Raw genomic sequence first — 17,839 nt, forward strand, 5'->3', positions numbered from 1 at the left:
GTAGTTCGGCTATCACTGGGCCTTGCTTGTGAAATTCAATACCGTCAGATGAAGTGGCAATGCATTGGGTGGTATGTCGATCCCTTTCGGTACCAATGCGGGTATTGCCGGTATAAAACAGTTTGAGTTGATCACCATCACTGACGGCATGGCCGGAAAATACTCCGTGAGCATCAAACCAGTCTGATGGCGTCAGGGCAATGGGCTGCCAATGCCAATGGACTAAATCTTTACTGGTAAGATGCGCCCAGTATTTGTCCTTGTGTTGGCAGGCGAACGGATGCCACTGATAAAACAGGTGGTATTGACCCTGGTGAAAAATAAAACCATTCGGATCATTGAGTAGCCCTTGCGGCGGCGAGATATGCCACATAGGTCGATAAACGCTGCTAACCGGTTGGCACTTGTCTGCAGCCCGCTGTTTCTGCCGGCTAGCAATCCTTTTGCCTAGATCCAATAACTGTTGCTCTGTGACCTGAACGTGGGGAAAACTGACTTGTGTTTCGCCAAGTACGTCTTCAATTTGCATCTGGTCTGAATCGATATTAACCGCAGAATCATCCGCAACGGCGAGCACCAATCTCTGCCCGGGATACAACACGCGCACGATATTTTCAATTCCACCACAGCGTTCAACACAGCTCTCTAACAACATCTGTTATACCTTAAATATTGGGAACGTTTGCAAACATAATCAAATTTATGCCGGGACACAAGTTCCGGTCGATAATTGCGGCTGGTCGCGCTGATAATGCGTGATCGAACGCACAAAAAAGCCCGGCGAATGCCAGGCTGATTGAATGCAAAACCGCTTCGATTTACGCGCTACCAAGCGTTGTTCAGCAGGTCTCCCGCTCTACGTTCTGGAACGTCAGCACCAGTTTACTCATGGTGTTGCTGGCACCAGAAATAATCTCCAGTAACATTTTTGCGCCATTTTCCCCTGCTTTATCAAAGGCATAGTTAAAAGTGGACAACCCTGGCGAACTAATGAAACCCAACTCATCGTTCCCCACCCCGAGTACTTTGATATCCTTGCCGGGCTGTTTACCACACTCCTCAATCGCTTTTATCGCCCCGATGGCGATACGGTCGGTGGCGCAAAATACTCCGTCCGTTTGCGGGTATTTCACCAACAATTGCTTCATCTGCGCGTAGCCCGATTCTATTGAGAACTCGCCATGGGTATGAAACTGCAGCTCATTGGCCCCTGCCATGGTGAGTGCCTGTATCAGGCCGTCAGAACGGAGTTTATCGACCGCGACGTCCGAGCCCATGACCCCAATAAAGCCGATATATTGACACCCTGCCGCCAGCAAACGGTTACCCGCTTCGAAGCCAACCCGCAAATCATCGTGGACTATGCTGGGTATGTTAAACAGTGATGCATCCTGGCCGACGACCACAACCGGTGCGCGGGACTGGTGGATGGCGGCCACCAGTTGTGAATCGACATGAGTCGCGTAGAGCAGGATCCCTTCGACCCGCTTCTGGTTAAACAGTTGAATAAACTCAACTTCTTTATTTGGAATCATTTGGCTGTTGGCGAGCAGAACGTGTTTGCCCGCCTGTTCAAACACCTTACTTAAACCGTCGACGCCAAGTGCAACCGCGTTGGATGACATCCTTGGCACGATGACGCCCACCAAGTTGGTTTTCTGTGATTTCAGGTCTTTCGCCACCTGGTTGACGACGTAGCCGCACTCTTCCACCGCCTTCATCACTTTGATTTTAGTGGCTTCTTTTACGCCATATTCATTGTTAACTACCCGGGATACGGTAGATTTTGACACCCCAGCCAGTTTTGCAACGTCATGTAAGCTCGCCATGTCGGCCATCCTTTAGTTGTTATTTTTGGGATTGATTGCAAAAAACATTACTTATACAGCGTCATTTTACTGATCAAAGCCCATTTAGCGAATTTGTTTAGCAGATCAATCTCACATAAACTGGCTATATACTTTGACGAAATGCTATCGATGGCGAAAAATTAATTTCGCAAACGTTCCCAAAATGGATTGCAAGCTGTAAAAACACTTTGACGAGAACAGATACTAACCGGGGTATGCAATGAACTATCCAGTCATAGCAAGACAATTATTAGAGCTGCTTGGTGGCAAGGACAACTTACAGGCGTTGGCACACTGTGCAACACGCTTGAGATTGGCGTTGAAAGACGATTCACTAGTTGACGAGTCAGCAATAGAAAATTTAGAAGGCGTAAAAGGCCAGTTTAAGGTCGCCGGTCAATACCAGATCATTTTTGGTTCAGGTATTGTCAATCAGGTCCATGCCGAAATGGCTAAACTGACTGGCTTGGCAGAGATGTCGACCAATGATGTGGCCTCTGCCGGTGCGCAGAAACAGAACATAGTTCAGCGCGCAGTGAAAGGGCTGTCAGACATATTCGTGCCGATTATACCGGCGATTGTGGCGGGCGGTCTGTTAATGGGGCTGTTTAACGTCCTGACGGCCAAGGGGCTGTTTATTGATGGCCAGTCACTGATTGAGGCCTACCCTGGCATGGCCGATCTGGCCAGTATGATCAACACTTTTGCCAACGCACCTTTTGTCTACCTGCCAGTGTTACTTGCCTTCTCCGCCAGTCGTAAATTTGGCGGTAACCCATTCCTCGGTGCCGCGCTGGGTATGTTGATGGTGCACCCGGATTTGCTTAACGGCTGGGGCTTTGGTGGCGCAAGCGTCGCCGGCACGATCCCTACCTGGAACATTTTTGGTTTTGAGATTCAGAAAGTCGGCTATCAGGGCTCCGTCCTGCCAGTGCTGGTTTCCGCGTTTATTCTGGCCAAAGTGGAAAATGGGTTACGTAAAATCATCCCGTCGATACTGGATAACCTGCTAACGCCGATGCTGGCCATCTTCATCACCGGCTTTTTAACTTTCACTCTGGTCGGGCCTATCACCCGTGATCTGGGCTTCCTGCTTGGCGACGGCCTGAACTGGCTATACGATTCCGCTGGCTTTATCGGTGGTGCCCTGTTCGGCTTTGTCTACGCACCGTTTGTAATTACCGGTATGCACCACAGCTTTATTGCTATCGAAACTCAGTTGCTGGCTGACATCGCGGTAACTGGCGGTACCTTTATCTTCCCGATTGCGGCTATGTCGAATGTCGCTCAGGGCGCAGCGGCACTGGCCGTGGGACTAACCAGCAAGGATCTGAAGCTGAAAGGGATTGCAATGCCGTCTGGCGTTACTGCACTGCTTGGTATTACAGAACCGGCGATGTTTGGTGTTAACCTGAAACTGCGTTACCCGTTTATCGCGGCGATCACTGGTGCGGCCATCTCCAGCGCCTTTATCACTCTGTTTAACGTTAAAGCTCAGGCTCTGGGTGCTGCAGGTTTACCGGGTATTATCTCCATCAACCCGACTCAGATTGGTTACTACGTGGCGGGTATGGCAATCTCGTTTGTCGTGGCCTTTGGTCTGACGCTAGTTTTGGCACAACGACAGAAAGTCAAACAAGGCAAGGCAGTCACCGCATAACCCCCTATGTGTGATTGCTCCTGATAAAAGCGCCCAATGGGCGCTTTCTTTTTCTTTGCCAACACCAAAACCTGTTACTGATGAAATTCCAGCATGCCTTCAGTGAGGATAAAGTCGATGATGGTGTCCAGTCCCTTACCCTCTTTTAAGTTGGTGAACACAAAAGGTTTGGTCGGACGCATGCGCTGCGTGTCCTGCTCCATCACCTCGAGTGATGCGCCCACATAAGGCGCCAGATCAATCTTGTTGATCACCAGCAGATCAGAGCGGGTAATGCCCGGCCCGCCTTTACGAGGAATTTTCTCGCCTTCAGCTACGTCAATCACGTAGATAGTCAGATCAGCCAGCTCCGGACTGAAAGTAGCACTGAGGTTATCGCCACCACTTTCGACAAACACCACATCCAGATTCTTATGCCGCTTGGCCAGCTCTTCCACCGCCGCCAGATTCATCGAGGCATCTTCACGAATCGCGGTGTGCGGACAGCCTCCGGTTTCCACGCCAATAATGCGGTCCGGCTCCAGTGCTTCGGCTCGGGTCAGGATTTTTGCATCTTCCTGGGTATAGATATCATTGGTGACCACGGCGATATGCAGTTTGTCGCGAATCGCTTTACACAGCACTTCCAGCAATGCGGTTTTGCCCGAACCGACCGGGCCTCCTATGCCAATTCGTAATGGTTGTTTGTAGCTTTCCATAAAAACCTCTTTTTTAATCGCTGAGTGCGGTTGAATCTGTTGCCCGGCTATGATCGAAACAGCCGGGTGTATTGCTGTTCATGCAGACTGCTGGCGAGCGCAACCGAAGGGGTAAAGCTGCCAATCATCCACTCTTCAATTTGACTGGCGCGCTCAATGGCAGTGGGAAACTGTTCACTAATATTGACCATGGCGAGCTGACCATCGGTCTGACCCAGTGGCACCAGTTTGACGCCAGCCATCACCATATTTTCCAGCCAGCTCCACAAATAACCCTGTTTGAGATCAGCGGCCGGGATCCGCCAGTGATGCGCCGCCAGGCAAAATCCCAATAGCTGATTGGGGTGGCTTTGCACACTTGCCGGCCACTCAATGCCCAGCTGCTTAAGCAGAGTTTTCAGGGCCAGCCCCCGCTGGCGCTCTTCCGCTCGCAGCTCGCGGGTCTCCCTGCTGCTGTAAAGCAGTTCACTGTACTGCTCCAGGGCTGTCTCATCCTGGTGCTCCAGAGCCAGATAGAATCTGTCGATCACGGGCAGTTCTAAGGTGGCGACACTGCTTATCAGCACATGGGTTAGCCACTGCTCCAGTGATGATCTGTCCTTGACCCAACCGGCTTCGACCGCCCACTCCAGCCCTTGAGAGTAAGTGAATCCACCTATCGGTAACGAGGGGCTGATTAACTGGAAAAGGCGATAACGAGCTAGCTCACTAGCTGACTGCTCTGCCATCTTCATGCCGTCAGCAGATATGCAGCAGTCAGTGAGGAAACGATAGCGGCCAGCCACTGGCTCGCCACGATGCGATGGGCCGCTAAGCCAACTGCCATCAGTCCGGTGGCAGAAACCAACATACCGGTACTAAATGAAGTTACCGTTCCGGTGATTTCCACCCCATGGGCATAGCCGTGGAAAAACAGCATAGCGGTACATACGGTCAGTGACAGATTTTGCCACTGTTTTGAGGCGGAAAACGCCGACCATAATGCGCCGCTGACCACGAGCAAAGAGACAAGGATCAGCAGTTCGATCGGTGCCATAGCCCCCAGACTTCGGCCTGCCACCAGTCCGGCAAATAGCACGGCCAGCGCCGCTACCATTAGCCCCGCTTTGCCTTTTGCCTTAAGAGAAGAAAAACCGACCAGCATACCAAAGGCGACCAGCATCAGCAGGTGGTCAACGCCAGTCAGGGGGTGAAGTAGCCCGGTCGAAAATGACGCTAAATGCTGACCGGTGTGAGCCCAAACGGCAGAAGGCGCCGCCGCGAGCGACAGTGCAAGTGGCAACCAGGTAAAACGTTTCAAAGTTGAAGTTGTCATGATGAATTCCTTTTCTGATCTCGAAAACTAGGCTTGTTAGTTTAATTAGTGTTCATGATGATGGTGATGTCCGCCGCTGCGACCACCGTAGGCACCGCTTTCCGGCTCAAAGGGTGCCAGCTCAGAAGTGACCTTAGCGCCGAGCCCTGCCACCATTTCATCCAGTACGTGGTCGTGCTGATAACGCACCCAGCCAAACTCCACTTGCAGCGGGACATGGCGATTGCCCAGGTGATAGGCCACCCGGGTAAGCAGTCGAAAATCGTCGCAATAGACGGTCGACACCTGTTCAGGAGCGGCCTTGATCTCTACCAGTAATCCGCATTCACTCTTCAGTTGTTCACCGCCGCGCAGTATGTGGCCACGGGGCAGAAACAGTCCGGCATCGCGGCCATCATCCAGGATGACTTTCAGGCGACTTTTGATCCGGCTTTCAATCGGCAGGCTCAGGAATGCGTTCGGTTTATGGTTAATTTCTTGGCTGATTTCGGTAAGTTTTATCATCCTTGCCTCTTTATGATCTCGTGCGCCGTTAAAACAGGAAATACCGCTGCGCCATCGGTAATACTTCTGCCGGTTCACAGACCAGCAGTTCACCATTGGCACGCACCTGATAGGTTTGGGAGTCGACTTCGATATTGGGCTGCCAGTCATTTAACTTCATGTCAGCCTTGCTGATATCCCGGCAGTGACTCACAACGCCGATCTGGCTTTGCAAACCCAGTTGTTCGGCCACGCCGGCCTGTTTTGCGGCCTGAGAAATAAACAACATCGACGTGCTATGTACTGCTTTGCCAAAGCTGCCAAACATCGGCCGGTAGTGGACCGGTTGCGGGGTCGGAATCGAGGCGTTGGCATCCCCCATCGGTGCCATGGCGATCATGCCGCCTTTGAGAATAATGCTGGGCTTGACGCCAAAAAACGCCGGCTTCCACAACACCAGGTCCGCCAGTTTGCCCACTTCCACCGAGCCGATTTCATGGGCCATACCGTGAGTGATCGCCGGGTTAATGGTGTATTTGGCCACATAGCGCTTGAGGCGGAAGTTATCACTGTAGCTGGAATCTTCCGCCAGGCTGCCGCGCTGCACTTTCATTTTGTGCGCCGTTTGCCAGGTACGGGTGATCACCTCGCCTACCCGACCCATCGCCTGAGAGTCAGACGCGATCATCGAAAACGCACCAAGGTCATGCAAAATATCTTCTGCGGCGATGGTTTCACGGCGAATGCGAGATTCGGCAAAGGCGACATCTTCGGCAATCGAAGGTGACAAATGGTGGCACACCATCAGCATATCCAGGTGCTCATCCACGGTGTTGACCGTATAAGGCCGGGTCGGATTGGTTGACGATGGCAGCACATTGGCCACGCCGGCTGCCTTGATAATATCCGGAGCATGGCCGCCACCTGCGCCTTCGGTGTGATAGGTGTGAATGACGCGGTCGCCGATAGCCGCCAGAGTGGATTCCACAAAACCGGACTCGTTCAGCGTATCGGTATGTATCGCCACCTGAACGTCGGTTTCGTCGGCCACCGACAAGCAGGTATCAATCGATGCCGGTGTCGTGCCCCAGTCTTCATGCAGTTTCAGCCCTACCGCACCCGCGGCAACCTGTTCCCGTAATGCCTCGGGCTGGCTGGCGTTACCTTTGCCCAACAGGCCAAAGTTCATCGGAAAACTGTCCAGCGATTCCAGCATACGGTGCATGTTCCACGGTCCCGGCGTACAGGTGGTGGCATTGGTGCCGGTGTTTGGGCCGGTTCCGCCGCCAATCATGGTGGTAATACCGGACGCCAGCGCCTCTTCTATCTGCTGCGGACAAATAAAGTGGATATGAGAATCGATTCCTCCGGCGGTCAGGATTGCCCCTTCACCAGCCAGCACTTCCGTGCCCGGGCCAATGATGATCGACACACCCGATTGCACATCCGGATTACCCGCTTTACCAATCGCCTGAATGCGGCCATTTTTAATCGCCACATCGGCTTTAACGATACCCCAGTAATCCAGGATCACCGCGTTGGTGATCACCAGATCCGGAGTTTCACTGCTGGGACGCTGGCTCTGTCCCATGCCATCCCGGATGACTTTACCGCCGCCAAATTTTACTTCGTCGCCGTATACCGTGTAATCCTTTTCCACTTCCAGCCACAACTGGGTATCGGCCAGTCGAATACGGTCGCCGGTCGTCGGACCAAACATTTCGGCATACGCCTGCCTGGATATGCTCGCCATTCGCTATCCTTGTCTGTTAATGAATTGAAAATCCGTTTAATTTTATAATCGCTAGGGTTCTAGCTTACCCATTACTTTGGCCTGGAAACCGTAAACCTGGCGGCTTCCGGCATAGCTAACCAGCTCTACGGTACGGGTTTGACCGGGTTCGAAACGAGTCGCGGTCCCCGCGGCGATATTGAGCCGGTAACCTTTGCACTTGTCGCGTTCAAACTGCAGCGCGTCATTGACCTCAAAGAAGTGGTAGTGAGAACCAATCTGTACCGGGCGATCACCCATATTACGGACACTAATGGTCAATGTTTCACGTCCCTGATTGAGCTCTATATCGCCTTGTTGGGTTTCGATCTGGCCGGGGATCATGATGTCAGCGGACTCCTTACCGGTCGCTGTTACTTTACTGGAAGACATCAGCACTCCTTAGACTATCGGTTCATGGACGGTAACCAGTTTGGTCCCGTCGGGAAAGGTCGCTTCGACCTGCACGTCCGGCAGCATGGAGGCAACGCCTTCCATCACGTCATCGACGCTAAGCAGCGTGCGGCCGAAATCCATCAATTCCGATACGCTTTTGCCCTCTCGAGCCCCTTCCAAAATCGCACTGCTGATGTATGCCACTGACTCAGGATAATTGAGTTTGATCCCTCTGGCTTTACGCTGTTGTGCCAACATCCCTGCACAAAATATCAATAACTTATCTTTTTCTCTCGGAGACAATTCCATGTTATTTCCTATCGCTATCAGGTGGCCCAGATCCTCGGTAGATCCGGCTCCACACCGGTCCAGTGACCACGGGTAAGTTGCCAGACTTGCTGAAAGCAGCGCAGTAAGATTTCACTCCACACCGCCAGCGCACGGACAACGATCACGCCTTCAAGCTGTGTCGCGGCGACGATGATCTGGTCACGGCCAAATTGTTGCTCTATGGTAGAGAGCAAGCTTTGTACCAGTTCGATAAAAGCGTCATCCTGGTTAGTCAGGTAGAGCGTTCCCGCCAAAGGAAAATCCAGTAAGCCTATATTTTTCATTAGCTTATCTTCACCAGAGAGGTTAATTCCTTCGGTTAGAATGCGCTGACCATCGATAAAAATCTCGGTCTTGCCAATCAAATGACCTGAGCTAAATCCCTCATTTAGTGCAGGCCGTCCAAGACAGTGCATCTCCCAGCCCAAAAATTGTGCATCGCTTTGCAGTTCAACTATGGTGTCTAACCGCGCATGTGCCTGTGGGAAAAAGATATTTTCCTGCGGCAACCATTCCAGCCTGGCACCAGACGCAACGCTTAAATGCTGAGTCTGGCGGGCATAGCGATGATTGGAACGATAGAACTTGGTCGCACCCGGGGTGGTGACCAGCGCTTGTGCGCCGGGCAGTGCCGTGGCGGTAATCGACAAGGTATCACCGCCGACGACCCCACCAGGCGGATGAAGCAGATAGGTATGGCAGGTTTTGCCTTCCGGATAGAGCGGCCTTTGGATAGCCAAAGGCCCTTGCTGGCTGCGTTGTTTGATTACCGTTTTATCGCCTCGGTCACTGAAACTGAGCGCCAGCCTGGCTTTCCAGCCCGCCTGCGTGTCGTGGTCAATCGCTTGGGCAAGATCAACCGGCGGCCGTGATTGCGCTTGGGTTGGCGTGATAGTATTCATACTGTCAGGTACTCCTTGATCAGCCTATCATCAAGCTGGCTCATCTCGCCCTGCGCCACATGGCGGCCGCGGTCTAAAATACAGAACTGATCACCCACTTTACGGGCGAACGGCAATTTCTGTTCGACCAGCAACACCGTTAACCCGAGCTTATCGTTGAGCATTCGAATGATGTCGCCGATCTCCTGGACGATATTGGGTTGAATACCTTCGGTTGGTTCATCCAGGATCAGTAATTTAGGGTTAACCACCAGTGCCCGTCCGATCGCCAGTTGCTGCTGCTGACCGCCTGACAGGTCACCGCCCCGGCGATGCAGCATATCCTTTAGCACCGGAAACAGGTCGAAGATAAATTCGGGGATCTGCCGGTCGCCTTTGTCGCGGATTGGCAGGCCAACTTCCAGATTTTCCTGTACGGTCAACATCGGGAATATCTGCCTGCCCTGAGGGACATAACCGATACCCAGCCTTGGCCGGGCTTCCGCCTTGTGCTTTAGCAGCGACTGCCCTTCCAGGGTGATCTCGCCGCTTTCCACTTTTACCAGGCCCATAATGCACTGCAGCAGCGTGGTTTTTCCGACGCCGTTGCGGCCCATCAGCACGGTACATTTGCCCTGGGGTATTTCGATATCCAGGTCCCATAATGTATGGCTCTCACCATAAAACTGGTTTAAACCAGAAATCTGCAACATGTTATTCCCCTAAATAGACTTGTTTAACTTCAGGATGGGCCTGAATTTGATCCATGTTGCCCTCAGCCAGCACATGCCCCTGGTGGAGCACAGTGACATGGCTGGCTATCGAGCGAACAAAATCCATATCGTGCTCTACCACCACCACCGAGTGTTTGCCCGCCAGCGAGTTAAGCAGTTCCGACGTTCGGTCCATCTCCTGATGGGTCATCCCTGCCACCGGTTCATCCACCAGTAGCAGTTTGGGGTTTTGCATCAGCAACATGCCGATTTCCAGCCACTGTTTCTGCCCGTGGGACAGATTGCCCGCCAGTCGATGGGCATCGTCTTTGAGGTTAATCAGCTCTAACACCGACTCTAATTTGTCGGTTTGCTCGCCAGACATGACCGCGGTGTAAGTCCGCCATACCGAGCGCACGCCGCTCATGGCCAGTTCCAGGTTTTGCCACACATTCAGGCATTCGATTACGGTCGGCTTCTGAAACTTTCGGCCGATACCGGCGTTGGCGATTTCCGACTCGTTCATCTTGAGCAGGTTAAGATTTGAACCGAGCCAGACCTGTCCGCTATCGGGTTTGGTTTTGCCGGTAATGATGTCCATCATGGTGGTTTTACCGGCGCCGTTCGGGCCGATAATGCAACGCAGTTCCCCTTCCCGGATGTACAGGTTAAGGTCATTGATCGCTTTAAAGCCGTCAAAACTCTTATTAACCCCTTCCACGTACAGCACGATGTTGTGGCGGGTATCCACCAACGGATGACGTTCGGGTTTCAGGAACGAAAACACCTCATCACGGTTGGTGATCTCTTTTACCGCGTGGCCGATCTGGCTGGCCGTTTCAAAGCTGTTCATACCGGCGCCTCCCCTACGTTGTTTTTCCCAAGCTTAGATTTCCCGGGTTTGCTTTCCCCCGGTTGTGCCTGTTGCTTTGATTGAGCGTCGGTGGTGACACCGGCTTGCTGATGGTTTAACGGCTTGTTAAGCAGCGATAGTTTTTCGCTGATAAAACCCATTAAACCTTTCGGGAAATACATAGTCGAAAGAACAAACAAGCCGCCCAGTGCAAACAGCCAGACTTCCGGAAATTCCACTGTAAACCAGCTTTTGGCGTAGTTGATCACCAATGCGCCGACAATGGCGCCAAACAGCGTTGCCCTGCCGCCAAGTGCCACCCAGACCACGACTTCAATCGAGTTAAGCGGGGCAAATTCACCCGGGTTAATTATCCCCACCTGCGGTACGTAAAGGGCACCGGCAACACCGGCGATGACGGCAGACAGAACAAACAGCCACAACTTAATGCCATCAACGTCATAGCCCATAAAGCGGGTGCGGGATTCAGTATCCCGAATCGCCATTGCCACCCGGCCTAAACGACTGGCGACAACGCTACGACAAACCAGATAGCTGATGATCAGCGCTACCCCGGTCGAAATAAACAACACATTGCGCGTGGCATCAGCCTGTAAGCTGTAACCGAGAATGTCCTTGAAATCAGTCAGGCCGTTGTTACCGCCAAAGCCCATCTCATTGCGGAAAAACGCCAGCAATAACGCGTAGGTCAGCGCCTGGGTAATGATCGACAAATACACGCCGGATACCCGTGAGCGAAACGCCAGATAACCAAACACATAAGCCAGCGCGCCAGGCACCAGCACCACCATCAGCGCCGCGAACCAGAACTGATCAAAGCCATACCAGAACCAGGGCAGCTCCTGCCAGTTGAGAAACACCATAAAATCGGGAAGAATCGAGTTACCGTATACGCCGCGATCACCGATTTGTCGCATCAGGTACATGCCCATGGCATAACCACCCAGGGCGAAAAATGCCCCATGGCCCAGGCTCAAAATACCCAGATAACCCCAGACCAGGTCGACCGCCAAAGCCAGCATCGCATAGCTGAGGTATTTGCCCATCAGTGAAACCGTGAAAGTCTCCACGTGCAGCGGATGACCGGCCGGTAACAGCATATTGGCCATTGGCACCAGCACTACCGCCAATAGCAGGATCAGCAGGGTGATCTGGCCACCTCTGTCACCTTTCATGGCCGATAACAGCACCGATTTTGAATTCATACCGTTTGATTGCATTTGTCCTCCTTAACCTTCTGCCGCACGACCGCGTTGCGGGAACAATCCGCGAGGACGTTTTTGAATAAATAGAATAATGAATACCAGCATCAATATTTTGGCCATTACCGCACCTGCCCAGGGTTCCAGCACTTTGTTGAACAAGCCTAAGCCCAAACCGGCCACCAGTGTGCCCCATAGATTGCCAACGCCGCCAAACACCACCACCATGAAGGAGTCGATGATGTAGGCCTGGCCCATATTGGGGCCGACGTTGGTAAGCTGAGACAACGCCACCCCGGCAATACCGGCCACACCGGAGCCCAGGCCGAAGGTCAACGCATCCACCCGTTCAGAATGGATGCCCATCGCCCTGGCCATTGCCCGGTTTTGCGACACAGCACGAACCTGAAGCCCCAGCGGGGTTTTCTTCAGAATCATCACCAGGCCGATAAACACCATGGCGCAAAACAGCACGATATAAAGGCGGTTGTAGGTAATGGATAACATGGGGTTGATTTGCAATGCGCCGGACATCCAGTCCGGAGTCGTTACTGAGCGGTTAAGAGGTGAGAAAATTGAGCGTACCGCTTGCTGAAGGATCAGACTGATACCAAAGGTCGCCAGCAGCGTTTCCAGAGGCCGACCATACAGGTGGCGAATCACACTACGTTCGATGGCGATACCGACCAATCCTGACACCACAAACGCGGCAGGAATTGACAGCACCAGCGCGACTCCCGGCATAGCCGGCATCAGCTGCTGCAATACATAGGTGGTGTATGCCCCAATCATGATCAGCTCGCCGTGAGCCATGTTGATGACACCCATAACGCCAAAGGTGATCGCCAGGCCAATACCAGCCAGCACCAATACCGAGCCGAGGCTCAAGCCAAAAAACAGTGTCTCAACACCGGAATAAAGCGACTGGCTCTGCTGATAAGCATCCAGGCTGCGCTTTGCGGCGGCCTGTACATCCGGGTCAGTTTCTGACGATAGCAAACCCGCTAACGTTTTATACACTTCCGGCTGTTTGTAATCCGCCAGCGTGGTAATCGCTTCAATTCGTTCAGCACCTGTACCGCTTTTTGCCGTATTGATGGCCAGTGCCAGGTTGAGCAGTTCAATCACTGTCGCATCGGTTTCTACCGCCTGCCGCTTTGCAAGCAGATCGATCACCTCCTGATCCGACTCACTGAGCAGCTCGATTACCGCCGCAGCGCGGGTCTGGGCCTGAGTACTATTGAGGCGAAGTGTGGCCAGCTCTGTTCTGATCACGCTGCGAAGCTTGTTATTTACGCGTACTTTGTCGAAATCACGTCGATTTTCGATGGTAAGAACAGAACCATCCCAGCCGTTAATGGCTTCGCTCTGCTGTTTGATGTCTTCAATGATATACAGCGCATTCTCAGGCTGCTGGGCGGGTTCGAAGTAATACAGTTGACCGTTCAGCCAGGCCGTCAGTATCGGTTTGACCTCATCTTCAGGCTGGTTGGCAACCAGCCAGTTTATGGCTGCGATTTTTTGCTGACTGCTTTTCCCAAGCAGAGCCTGGCTGAAGCTGGATTTGTCGCTCACATTTGCGAACGCGACGTTGCAACTCAGTATCAGGAGTGCAAAAACAGATAACACTCTGGTGATAGTTTTCATGCAAAGGGTCCTTGTAGACCGTCAATCCACAGACAATCGGCTATCCCTGCAAATTGATCCGGATTAAATAGAATAAAGCCAATCGAGGCAGCGCCCCGCCCACATGCAGCATGGGCTGAGGCGCTGAAATGAGTGTCTTAGTTAGTACCAGAGCACTTCTTAGTTTCTACATTAAACGCACCGCAAGAGAAGGGTTTCGACCAGCTGGAGAACAGCTTGGCAGATTCAGGTAGGTAGTTTGACCAGGCGTCGCCGGCAACCAATCCTGTGGTTTCCCATACCACTTCAAACTGACCGTCATCCTGAATTTCACCGATCAACACCGGTTTGGTTATGTGGTGGTTAGGCAGCATTGACGAGTAGCCACCGGACAGGTTGGGGACCGAAATACCAATCAGAGCGTCCTGGACTGATTCCGGATCTGTCGTGCCTGCGTTAGTGACCGCCTGTGCCCACATATTGAAGCCGATGTAATGGGCTTCCATCGGATCGTTGGTGACGCGATCCTGGTTTTTGATAAATTTATGCCAGGCTTCGACAAACTCTTCGTTTGCGTTGGTATCCACACTCATGAAGTAGTTCCATGCTGCCAAATGGCCAACCAGCGGCGACGTGTCCATACCAGACAGTTCTTCTTCACCCACCGAGAAGGCGACAACTGGAATGTCTTCGGATGAAATACCCTGTGCGCCTAACTCTTTGTAAAACGGAACGTTTGCATCGCCATTGATGGTCGACACCACGGCGGTTTTCTTGCCTTCTGAGCCAAATTTCTTAATGTCAGAAACGATCGATTGCCAGTCAGAGTGACCAAACGGGGTATAGTTGATCATGATGTCTTTCTCACTCACCCCTTTGTCTTTCAGGTAAGCTTCCAGAATCTTGTTGGTAGTGCGTGGGTAGACATAGTCGGTACCGGCGAGAACCCAACGTTCTACATCCAGTTCATTCATCAGGTAGTCAACTGCGGGAATCGCCTGTTGGTTTGGCGCGGCGCCGGTGTAAAAGACGTTTTTGGAAGACTCTTCGCCTTCATACTGAACCGGATAAAACAGAATACTATTGAGTTCTTCGAAAACCGGCAGCATTGATTTGCGCGACACTGATGTCCAGCCACCAAATACCACATCGACTTTTTCCTTTTCGATCAATTCCCGGGCTTTTTCAGCAAAAAGTGGCCAGTTAGACGCCGGGTCCACCACTACCGCTTCCAGCTTTTTACCCAGCAAGCCACCCTTTTTATTCTGCTCATCTACCAGCATTAAAATGGTGTCTTTCAGGGTTGTTTCACTTATGGCCATGGTGCCGGACAAGGAGTGCAACACCCCTACTTTAATGGTGTCAGCAGCCTGAGCCATCCCCGTAGTCAGTGCCAGAGAAGCAGTCAGTGCAGCAAGCTTAAAATTGAACGTAATGTTCATATGGTCATCTCCTTATGATGCATATTTATCCATTCAATACACATCAAAATAGATGCCAGATTAAATCCCGCGTCTAATTATTAATTTAAGCCATTGTTAAATAATAACTTTGTACGCAAGGACGCAAGTAACATCAGAGAAACACTATGCAAGCCATGCGATATATTGGTGCATTGCCCCATGGCTACTCACCAAGTTGGGTCTTATATCTTTTGGCACTTTTCTGAACCAATTTTGGCGCGGTGCTCACCGCTAAATCCAGGGCAATAAAAAAGCTCCCACAGCAGGGAGCTTTATCAGTTTAGTGAATATTTCTAAGCGTTCGCTTGATTAGAAAGGCAGTACCAGGCCAACTTTTACGTTGTTGTCGTCTTTACGAAGATTCTGGTTGTATTCACGCGCATACTCAAAATAAGGAATCATGTTTGGAGATACATTGTTAAATGTTGCGCGAACTTCGTAGTTCATCCAGTCTTTCTTAGAACCTTGACGAGATGCCGTGTTTTCAGTTTGGCTAATCGCTTTAGCGCCCAGGTAAACGTTGTCAGTCAGTTGCTTACCAACGAAGAAATCAAAACGGTCAACTTCAGATCTGTCAGCAAACTTGCTTTCAGAGTCTTTATCCAGACGGTAGCGCAGGCTGGTATCGAACAGACCATTCAGGTTAGAACCAACAGTCAGACCAAATTTATGCTGATCATTGGCCAATTTTTTTGTTACCAGCTCAGCTTCACCAGTCAGCCAGACATTTTCCCAGCCGTAGGTGTAGTTCAGGTTTGTTTCAGTTTCGTTGCCTTCACCCGCTTTCACTTTGTGTGACAGGCCAGCACCTTGATAGCTTGCGAACACTTTAGCACCAAACTCTTTACGGTTACCGGCACTGCCTGTGTCCATATTCATTTTAGAATCCAGTTCCAAGCCAGATGCAAAATCGCCTGCTTTAGTGTTGGCTAGTGCAGCATTGGACATGCCAAGAGTCAGCGCAGTTAGAGTGGCGGCGATTACTGTTTTTTTCATTGTGAGAACCTCATTGATAACTTAATTTTTCAAAGGCTTAGAGCCCTCAAATCGGAGGCAACTCTAGGTTTTGCCCTATTGGTTATCAAACTAGTTCCTATGCAATTTTTAGATGGTACCGCCATTTTATGTGACGCGCATCACTTATTCACTTTCCCCTCACACTGACTTGTCTCTAAACTGACGTGAGATTCTGCCAGGCAAAATTCAACCTAATCAGCCCGCCTATCCTGCGGCACCACACCATTAACAGCTGTTATTAATTCGTGCGGTGCCGCCATTTTTGGCACTTAATCCGGGCGCTCCGATTTAGCCGGCAGTTCGAACAAACGATATTAAAACTGGTTAATCGAACCAGTCATACAGTATCGCAATTTTGCCTATCGTCGCTGCTGATTCGATCATCTGATGCGCCTGCTTAAACTGGTCGGCACCGAACCCCTGAATGGTTTCTGTTAATGTTGACTGGATACGGCCTGCGTCGATTAAGTTTGCTAGCTGAAACAAGATATCCTGTTGTCGGCTGATGTCCTGGGTTTGATATAGTGAGCGCGTAAACATAAGCTCCCAGATAAAGCCCGCCGATTTGCCCTGCAGTTTTGATAGGTCTACGCCGCCGTCGAATTCAACAATTGAACAAATCATCCCCTGGGGAGCGATCAGTTCTGCCATTGCATCCCAGTGACCTTGCGTATCAGCGCAGTTAAAAATGTAGTCGACGTAATCAAAATCATGATCCCTGACCGAATTAACCAAATCAGCATGGTTAACCACGTAATCTGCCCCCATTTGTCTTACCCAGGCTTCGCTCTCCTTTCTCGAAGCAGTGGCGATTACCCTAAGGTTGGTCAATTGCTTGGCAAGCTGAATAAACATCGAGCCTACACCGCCAGCACCACCAATCACTAAAATGGTTTTTCTGGCGTGGATATCCACTTTCAGCCGGTCGAACAGCGCTTCCCATGCAGTCAGCGCGGTAAGAGGCAGTACCGCGGTTTCTGCTTCCGTCAGGCTTTTGGGGGTGTGGGCCACTAAGCGGGCATCAACCGCTTGATACTCCGCGTTTGATCCCGGTCTGGTTACTTCACCGGCATAATAGACCTGGTCACCCAGTGCAAAGCCGTCTACCCCCTCACCGATCGCAACGATCTGACCCACTGCGTCATACCCTAAAATTCTTGGTTGCGGTAATTTCTCTGAGCTGGCAGCGCGAACACGGATCTTGGCATCAGCCGGATTCACCGACACCGCCTTAACTCGTACAACCAACTCGCCACTATTTACAGTGGGAACCGGCAACTGATATTCCGTTAAACTGTCGGGTGCGTCTATCGGTAGTGAGGACTGAAAACCCACGGCTCTCATCGTGTTTGGCAATGACATATCTTATCTCTCCAATTCAGGCTTATTGTTTCAAACCAAGATATGTCAATTAGTTAGGCTAAAAAATGCCCTGCTGCGTGAAAGTTTTTCAAAAATAATTTGAAAATAGAAAGATCGATTATTGATTTAGTACCTGAACTGCTGTCGCTGACGATCAGCTTGACGCACTGCACTTACGCCATTCAGGACAAGAGTTAA

The 17,839-nt window shown here is 51.4% G+C and carries 18 protein-coding genes; 1 reads left to right on the plus strand and 17 read right to left on the minus strand.

All coding sequences use genetic code 11. The features are described 5' to 3' along the window. Together ACQY6F_RS15065 and ACQY6F_RS15070 are read right to left on the minus strand one after the other, a co-directional pair. A partial coding sequence (locus ACQY6F_RS15065; protein WP_428775531.1) for a glycoside hydrolase family 32 protein occupies positions 1-655 on the minus strand: 655 nt, incomplete at its 3' end. 184 nt (positions 656-839) lie between these two features. Continuing rightward, entirely contained in the window at positions 840-1,829 is a 990-nt protein-coding gene (locus ACQY6F_RS15070; protein WP_428775533.1) for a LacI family DNA-binding transcriptional regulator, read from the minus strand. Positions 1,830-2,070: 241 nt separating this feature from the next. On the opposite strand from ACQY6F_RS15070, the gene ACQY6F_RS15075 reads away from it, so the two are divergent. Next, on the plus strand, positions 2,071-3,510 hold the full coding sequence (locus ACQY6F_RS15075; RefSeq protein WP_428775535.1) for a sucrose-specific PTS transporter subunit IIBC: 1,440 nt from the start codon (positions 2,071-2,073) through the stop codon (positions 3,508-3,510). A gap of 74 nt (positions 3,511-3,584) precedes the next feature. Here ACQY6F_RS15075 and ureG read toward each other — a convergent pair whose 3' ends face one another. From ureG to ACQY6F_RS15150, 15 genes are all read right to left on the minus strand, one after another. Beyond that, positions 3,585-4,208, minus strand: coding sequence for an urease accessory protein UreG (gene ureG / locus ACQY6F_RS15080; protein WP_428775537.1), 624 nt, complete (start codon positions 4,206-4,208; stop codon positions 3,585-3,587). A 47-nt stretch (positions 4,209-4,255) separates the two neighbouring features. Next, positions 4,256-4,936 carry an urease accessory protein UreF gene (locus ACQY6F_RS15085; RefSeq protein ID WP_428775538.1) on the minus strand — a complete coding sequence of 227 codons (681 nt, stop codon included), beginning with the start codon at positions 4,934-4,936 and terminating at the stop codon, positions 4,256-4,258. A gap of 2 nt (positions 4,937-4,938) precedes the next feature. Beyond that, positions 4,939-5,523 (minus strand): HupE/UreJ family protein, encoded by a 585-nt coding sequence (locus ACQY6F_RS15090; RefSeq protein ID WP_428775539.1) that lies wholly within the window; start codon positions 5,521-5,523, stop codon positions 4,939-4,941. 45 nt (positions 5,524-5,568) lie between these two features. Then, a complete protein-coding gene (gene ureE / locus ACQY6F_RS15095; RefSeq protein ID WP_428775540.1) occupies positions 5,569-6,027 on the minus strand; it encodes an urease accessory protein UreE in 459 nt (152 codons plus the stop codon). A 28-nt stretch (positions 6,028-6,055) separates the two neighbouring features. Beyond that, positions 6,056-7,759, minus strand: a complete 1,704-nt coding sequence (gene ureC, locus ACQY6F_RS15100) for an urease subunit alpha (protein ID WP_428775541.1) — start codon at positions 7,757-7,759, stop codon at positions 6,056-6,058. 51 nt (positions 7,760-7,810) lie between these two features. Then, the gene (locus ACQY6F_RS15105; protein WP_428775543.1) at positions 7,811-8,170 is read right to left on the minus strand and encodes an urease subunit beta; all 360 of its coding nucleotides are present in this window, start codon (positions 8,168-8,170) and stop codon (positions 7,811-7,813) included. 9 nt (positions 8,171-8,179) lie between these two features. Next, positions 8,180-8,482: an urease subunit gamma gene (ureA, locus tag ACQY6F_RS15110; protein WP_428775544.1), complete on the minus strand. Its 303-nt coding sequence runs from the start codon at positions 8,480-8,482 to the stop codon at positions 8,180-8,182. A 17-nt stretch (positions 8,483-8,499) separates the two neighbouring features. Further along, on the minus strand, positions 8,500-9,405 hold the full coding sequence (locus tag ACQY6F_RS15115; RefSeq protein WP_428775546.1) for an urease accessory protein UreD: 906 nt from the start codon (positions 9,403-9,405) through the stop codon (positions 8,500-8,502). Further along, entirely contained in the window at positions 9,402-10,097 is a 696-nt protein-coding gene (urtE, locus tag ACQY6F_RS15120; RefSeq protein ID WP_428775548.1) for an urea ABC transporter ATP-binding subunit UrtE, read from the minus strand. Before urtE ends, ACQY6F_RS15115 begins: the two co-directional genes overlap by 4 nt. Before the next feature lies 1 nt (position 10,098). Then, positions 10,099-10,950 (minus strand): urea ABC transporter ATP-binding protein UrtD, encoded by an 852-nt coding sequence (urtD, locus tag ACQY6F_RS15125; RefSeq protein ID WP_428775549.1) that lies wholly within the window; start codon positions 10,948-10,950, stop codon positions 10,099-10,101. After that, entirely contained in the window at positions 10,947-12,176 is a 1,230-nt protein-coding gene (urtC, locus tag ACQY6F_RS15130; RefSeq protein WP_428775555.1) for an urea ABC transporter permease subunit UrtC, read from the minus strand. The genes urtD and urtC overlap by 4 nt, the downstream gene beginning before the upstream one ends. Positions 12,177-12,200: 24 nt before the next feature. Next, positions 12,201-13,820 carry an urea ABC transporter permease subunit UrtB gene (gene urtB, locus ACQY6F_RS15135; RefSeq protein WP_428775551.1) on the minus strand — a complete coding sequence of 540 codons (1,620 nt, stop codon included), beginning with the start codon at positions 13,818-13,820 and terminating at the stop codon, positions 12,201-12,203. Between the two features lie 137 nt (positions 13,821-13,957). Beyond that, the gene (urtA, locus tag ACQY6F_RS15140; RefSeq protein ID WP_428775552.1) at positions 13,958-15,241 is read right to left on the minus strand and encodes an urea ABC transporter substrate-binding protein; all 1,284 of its coding nucleotides are present in this window, start codon (positions 15,239-15,241) and stop codon (positions 13,958-13,960) included. A gap of 330 nt (positions 15,242-15,571) precedes the next feature. Beyond that, a complete protein-coding gene (locus ACQY6F_RS15145) occupies positions 15,572-16,258 on the minus strand; it encodes a hypothetical protein (RefSeq protein WP_428775553.1) in 687 nt (228 codons plus the stop codon). A gap of 345 nt (positions 16,259-16,603) precedes the next feature. Next, entirely contained in the window at positions 16,604-17,641 is a 1,038-nt protein-coding gene (locus tag ACQY6F_RS15150; RefSeq protein ID WP_428775554.1) for a zinc-binding alcohol dehydrogenase family protein, read from the minus strand. Positions 17,642-17,839: the final 198 nt, after the last annotated feature.

The organism is Vibrio sp., from assembly GCF_050299255.1.
In the GTDB taxonomy this organism is placed as follows: domain Bacteria; phylum Pseudomonadota; class Gammaproteobacteria; order Enterobacterales; family Vibrionaceae; genus Vibrio.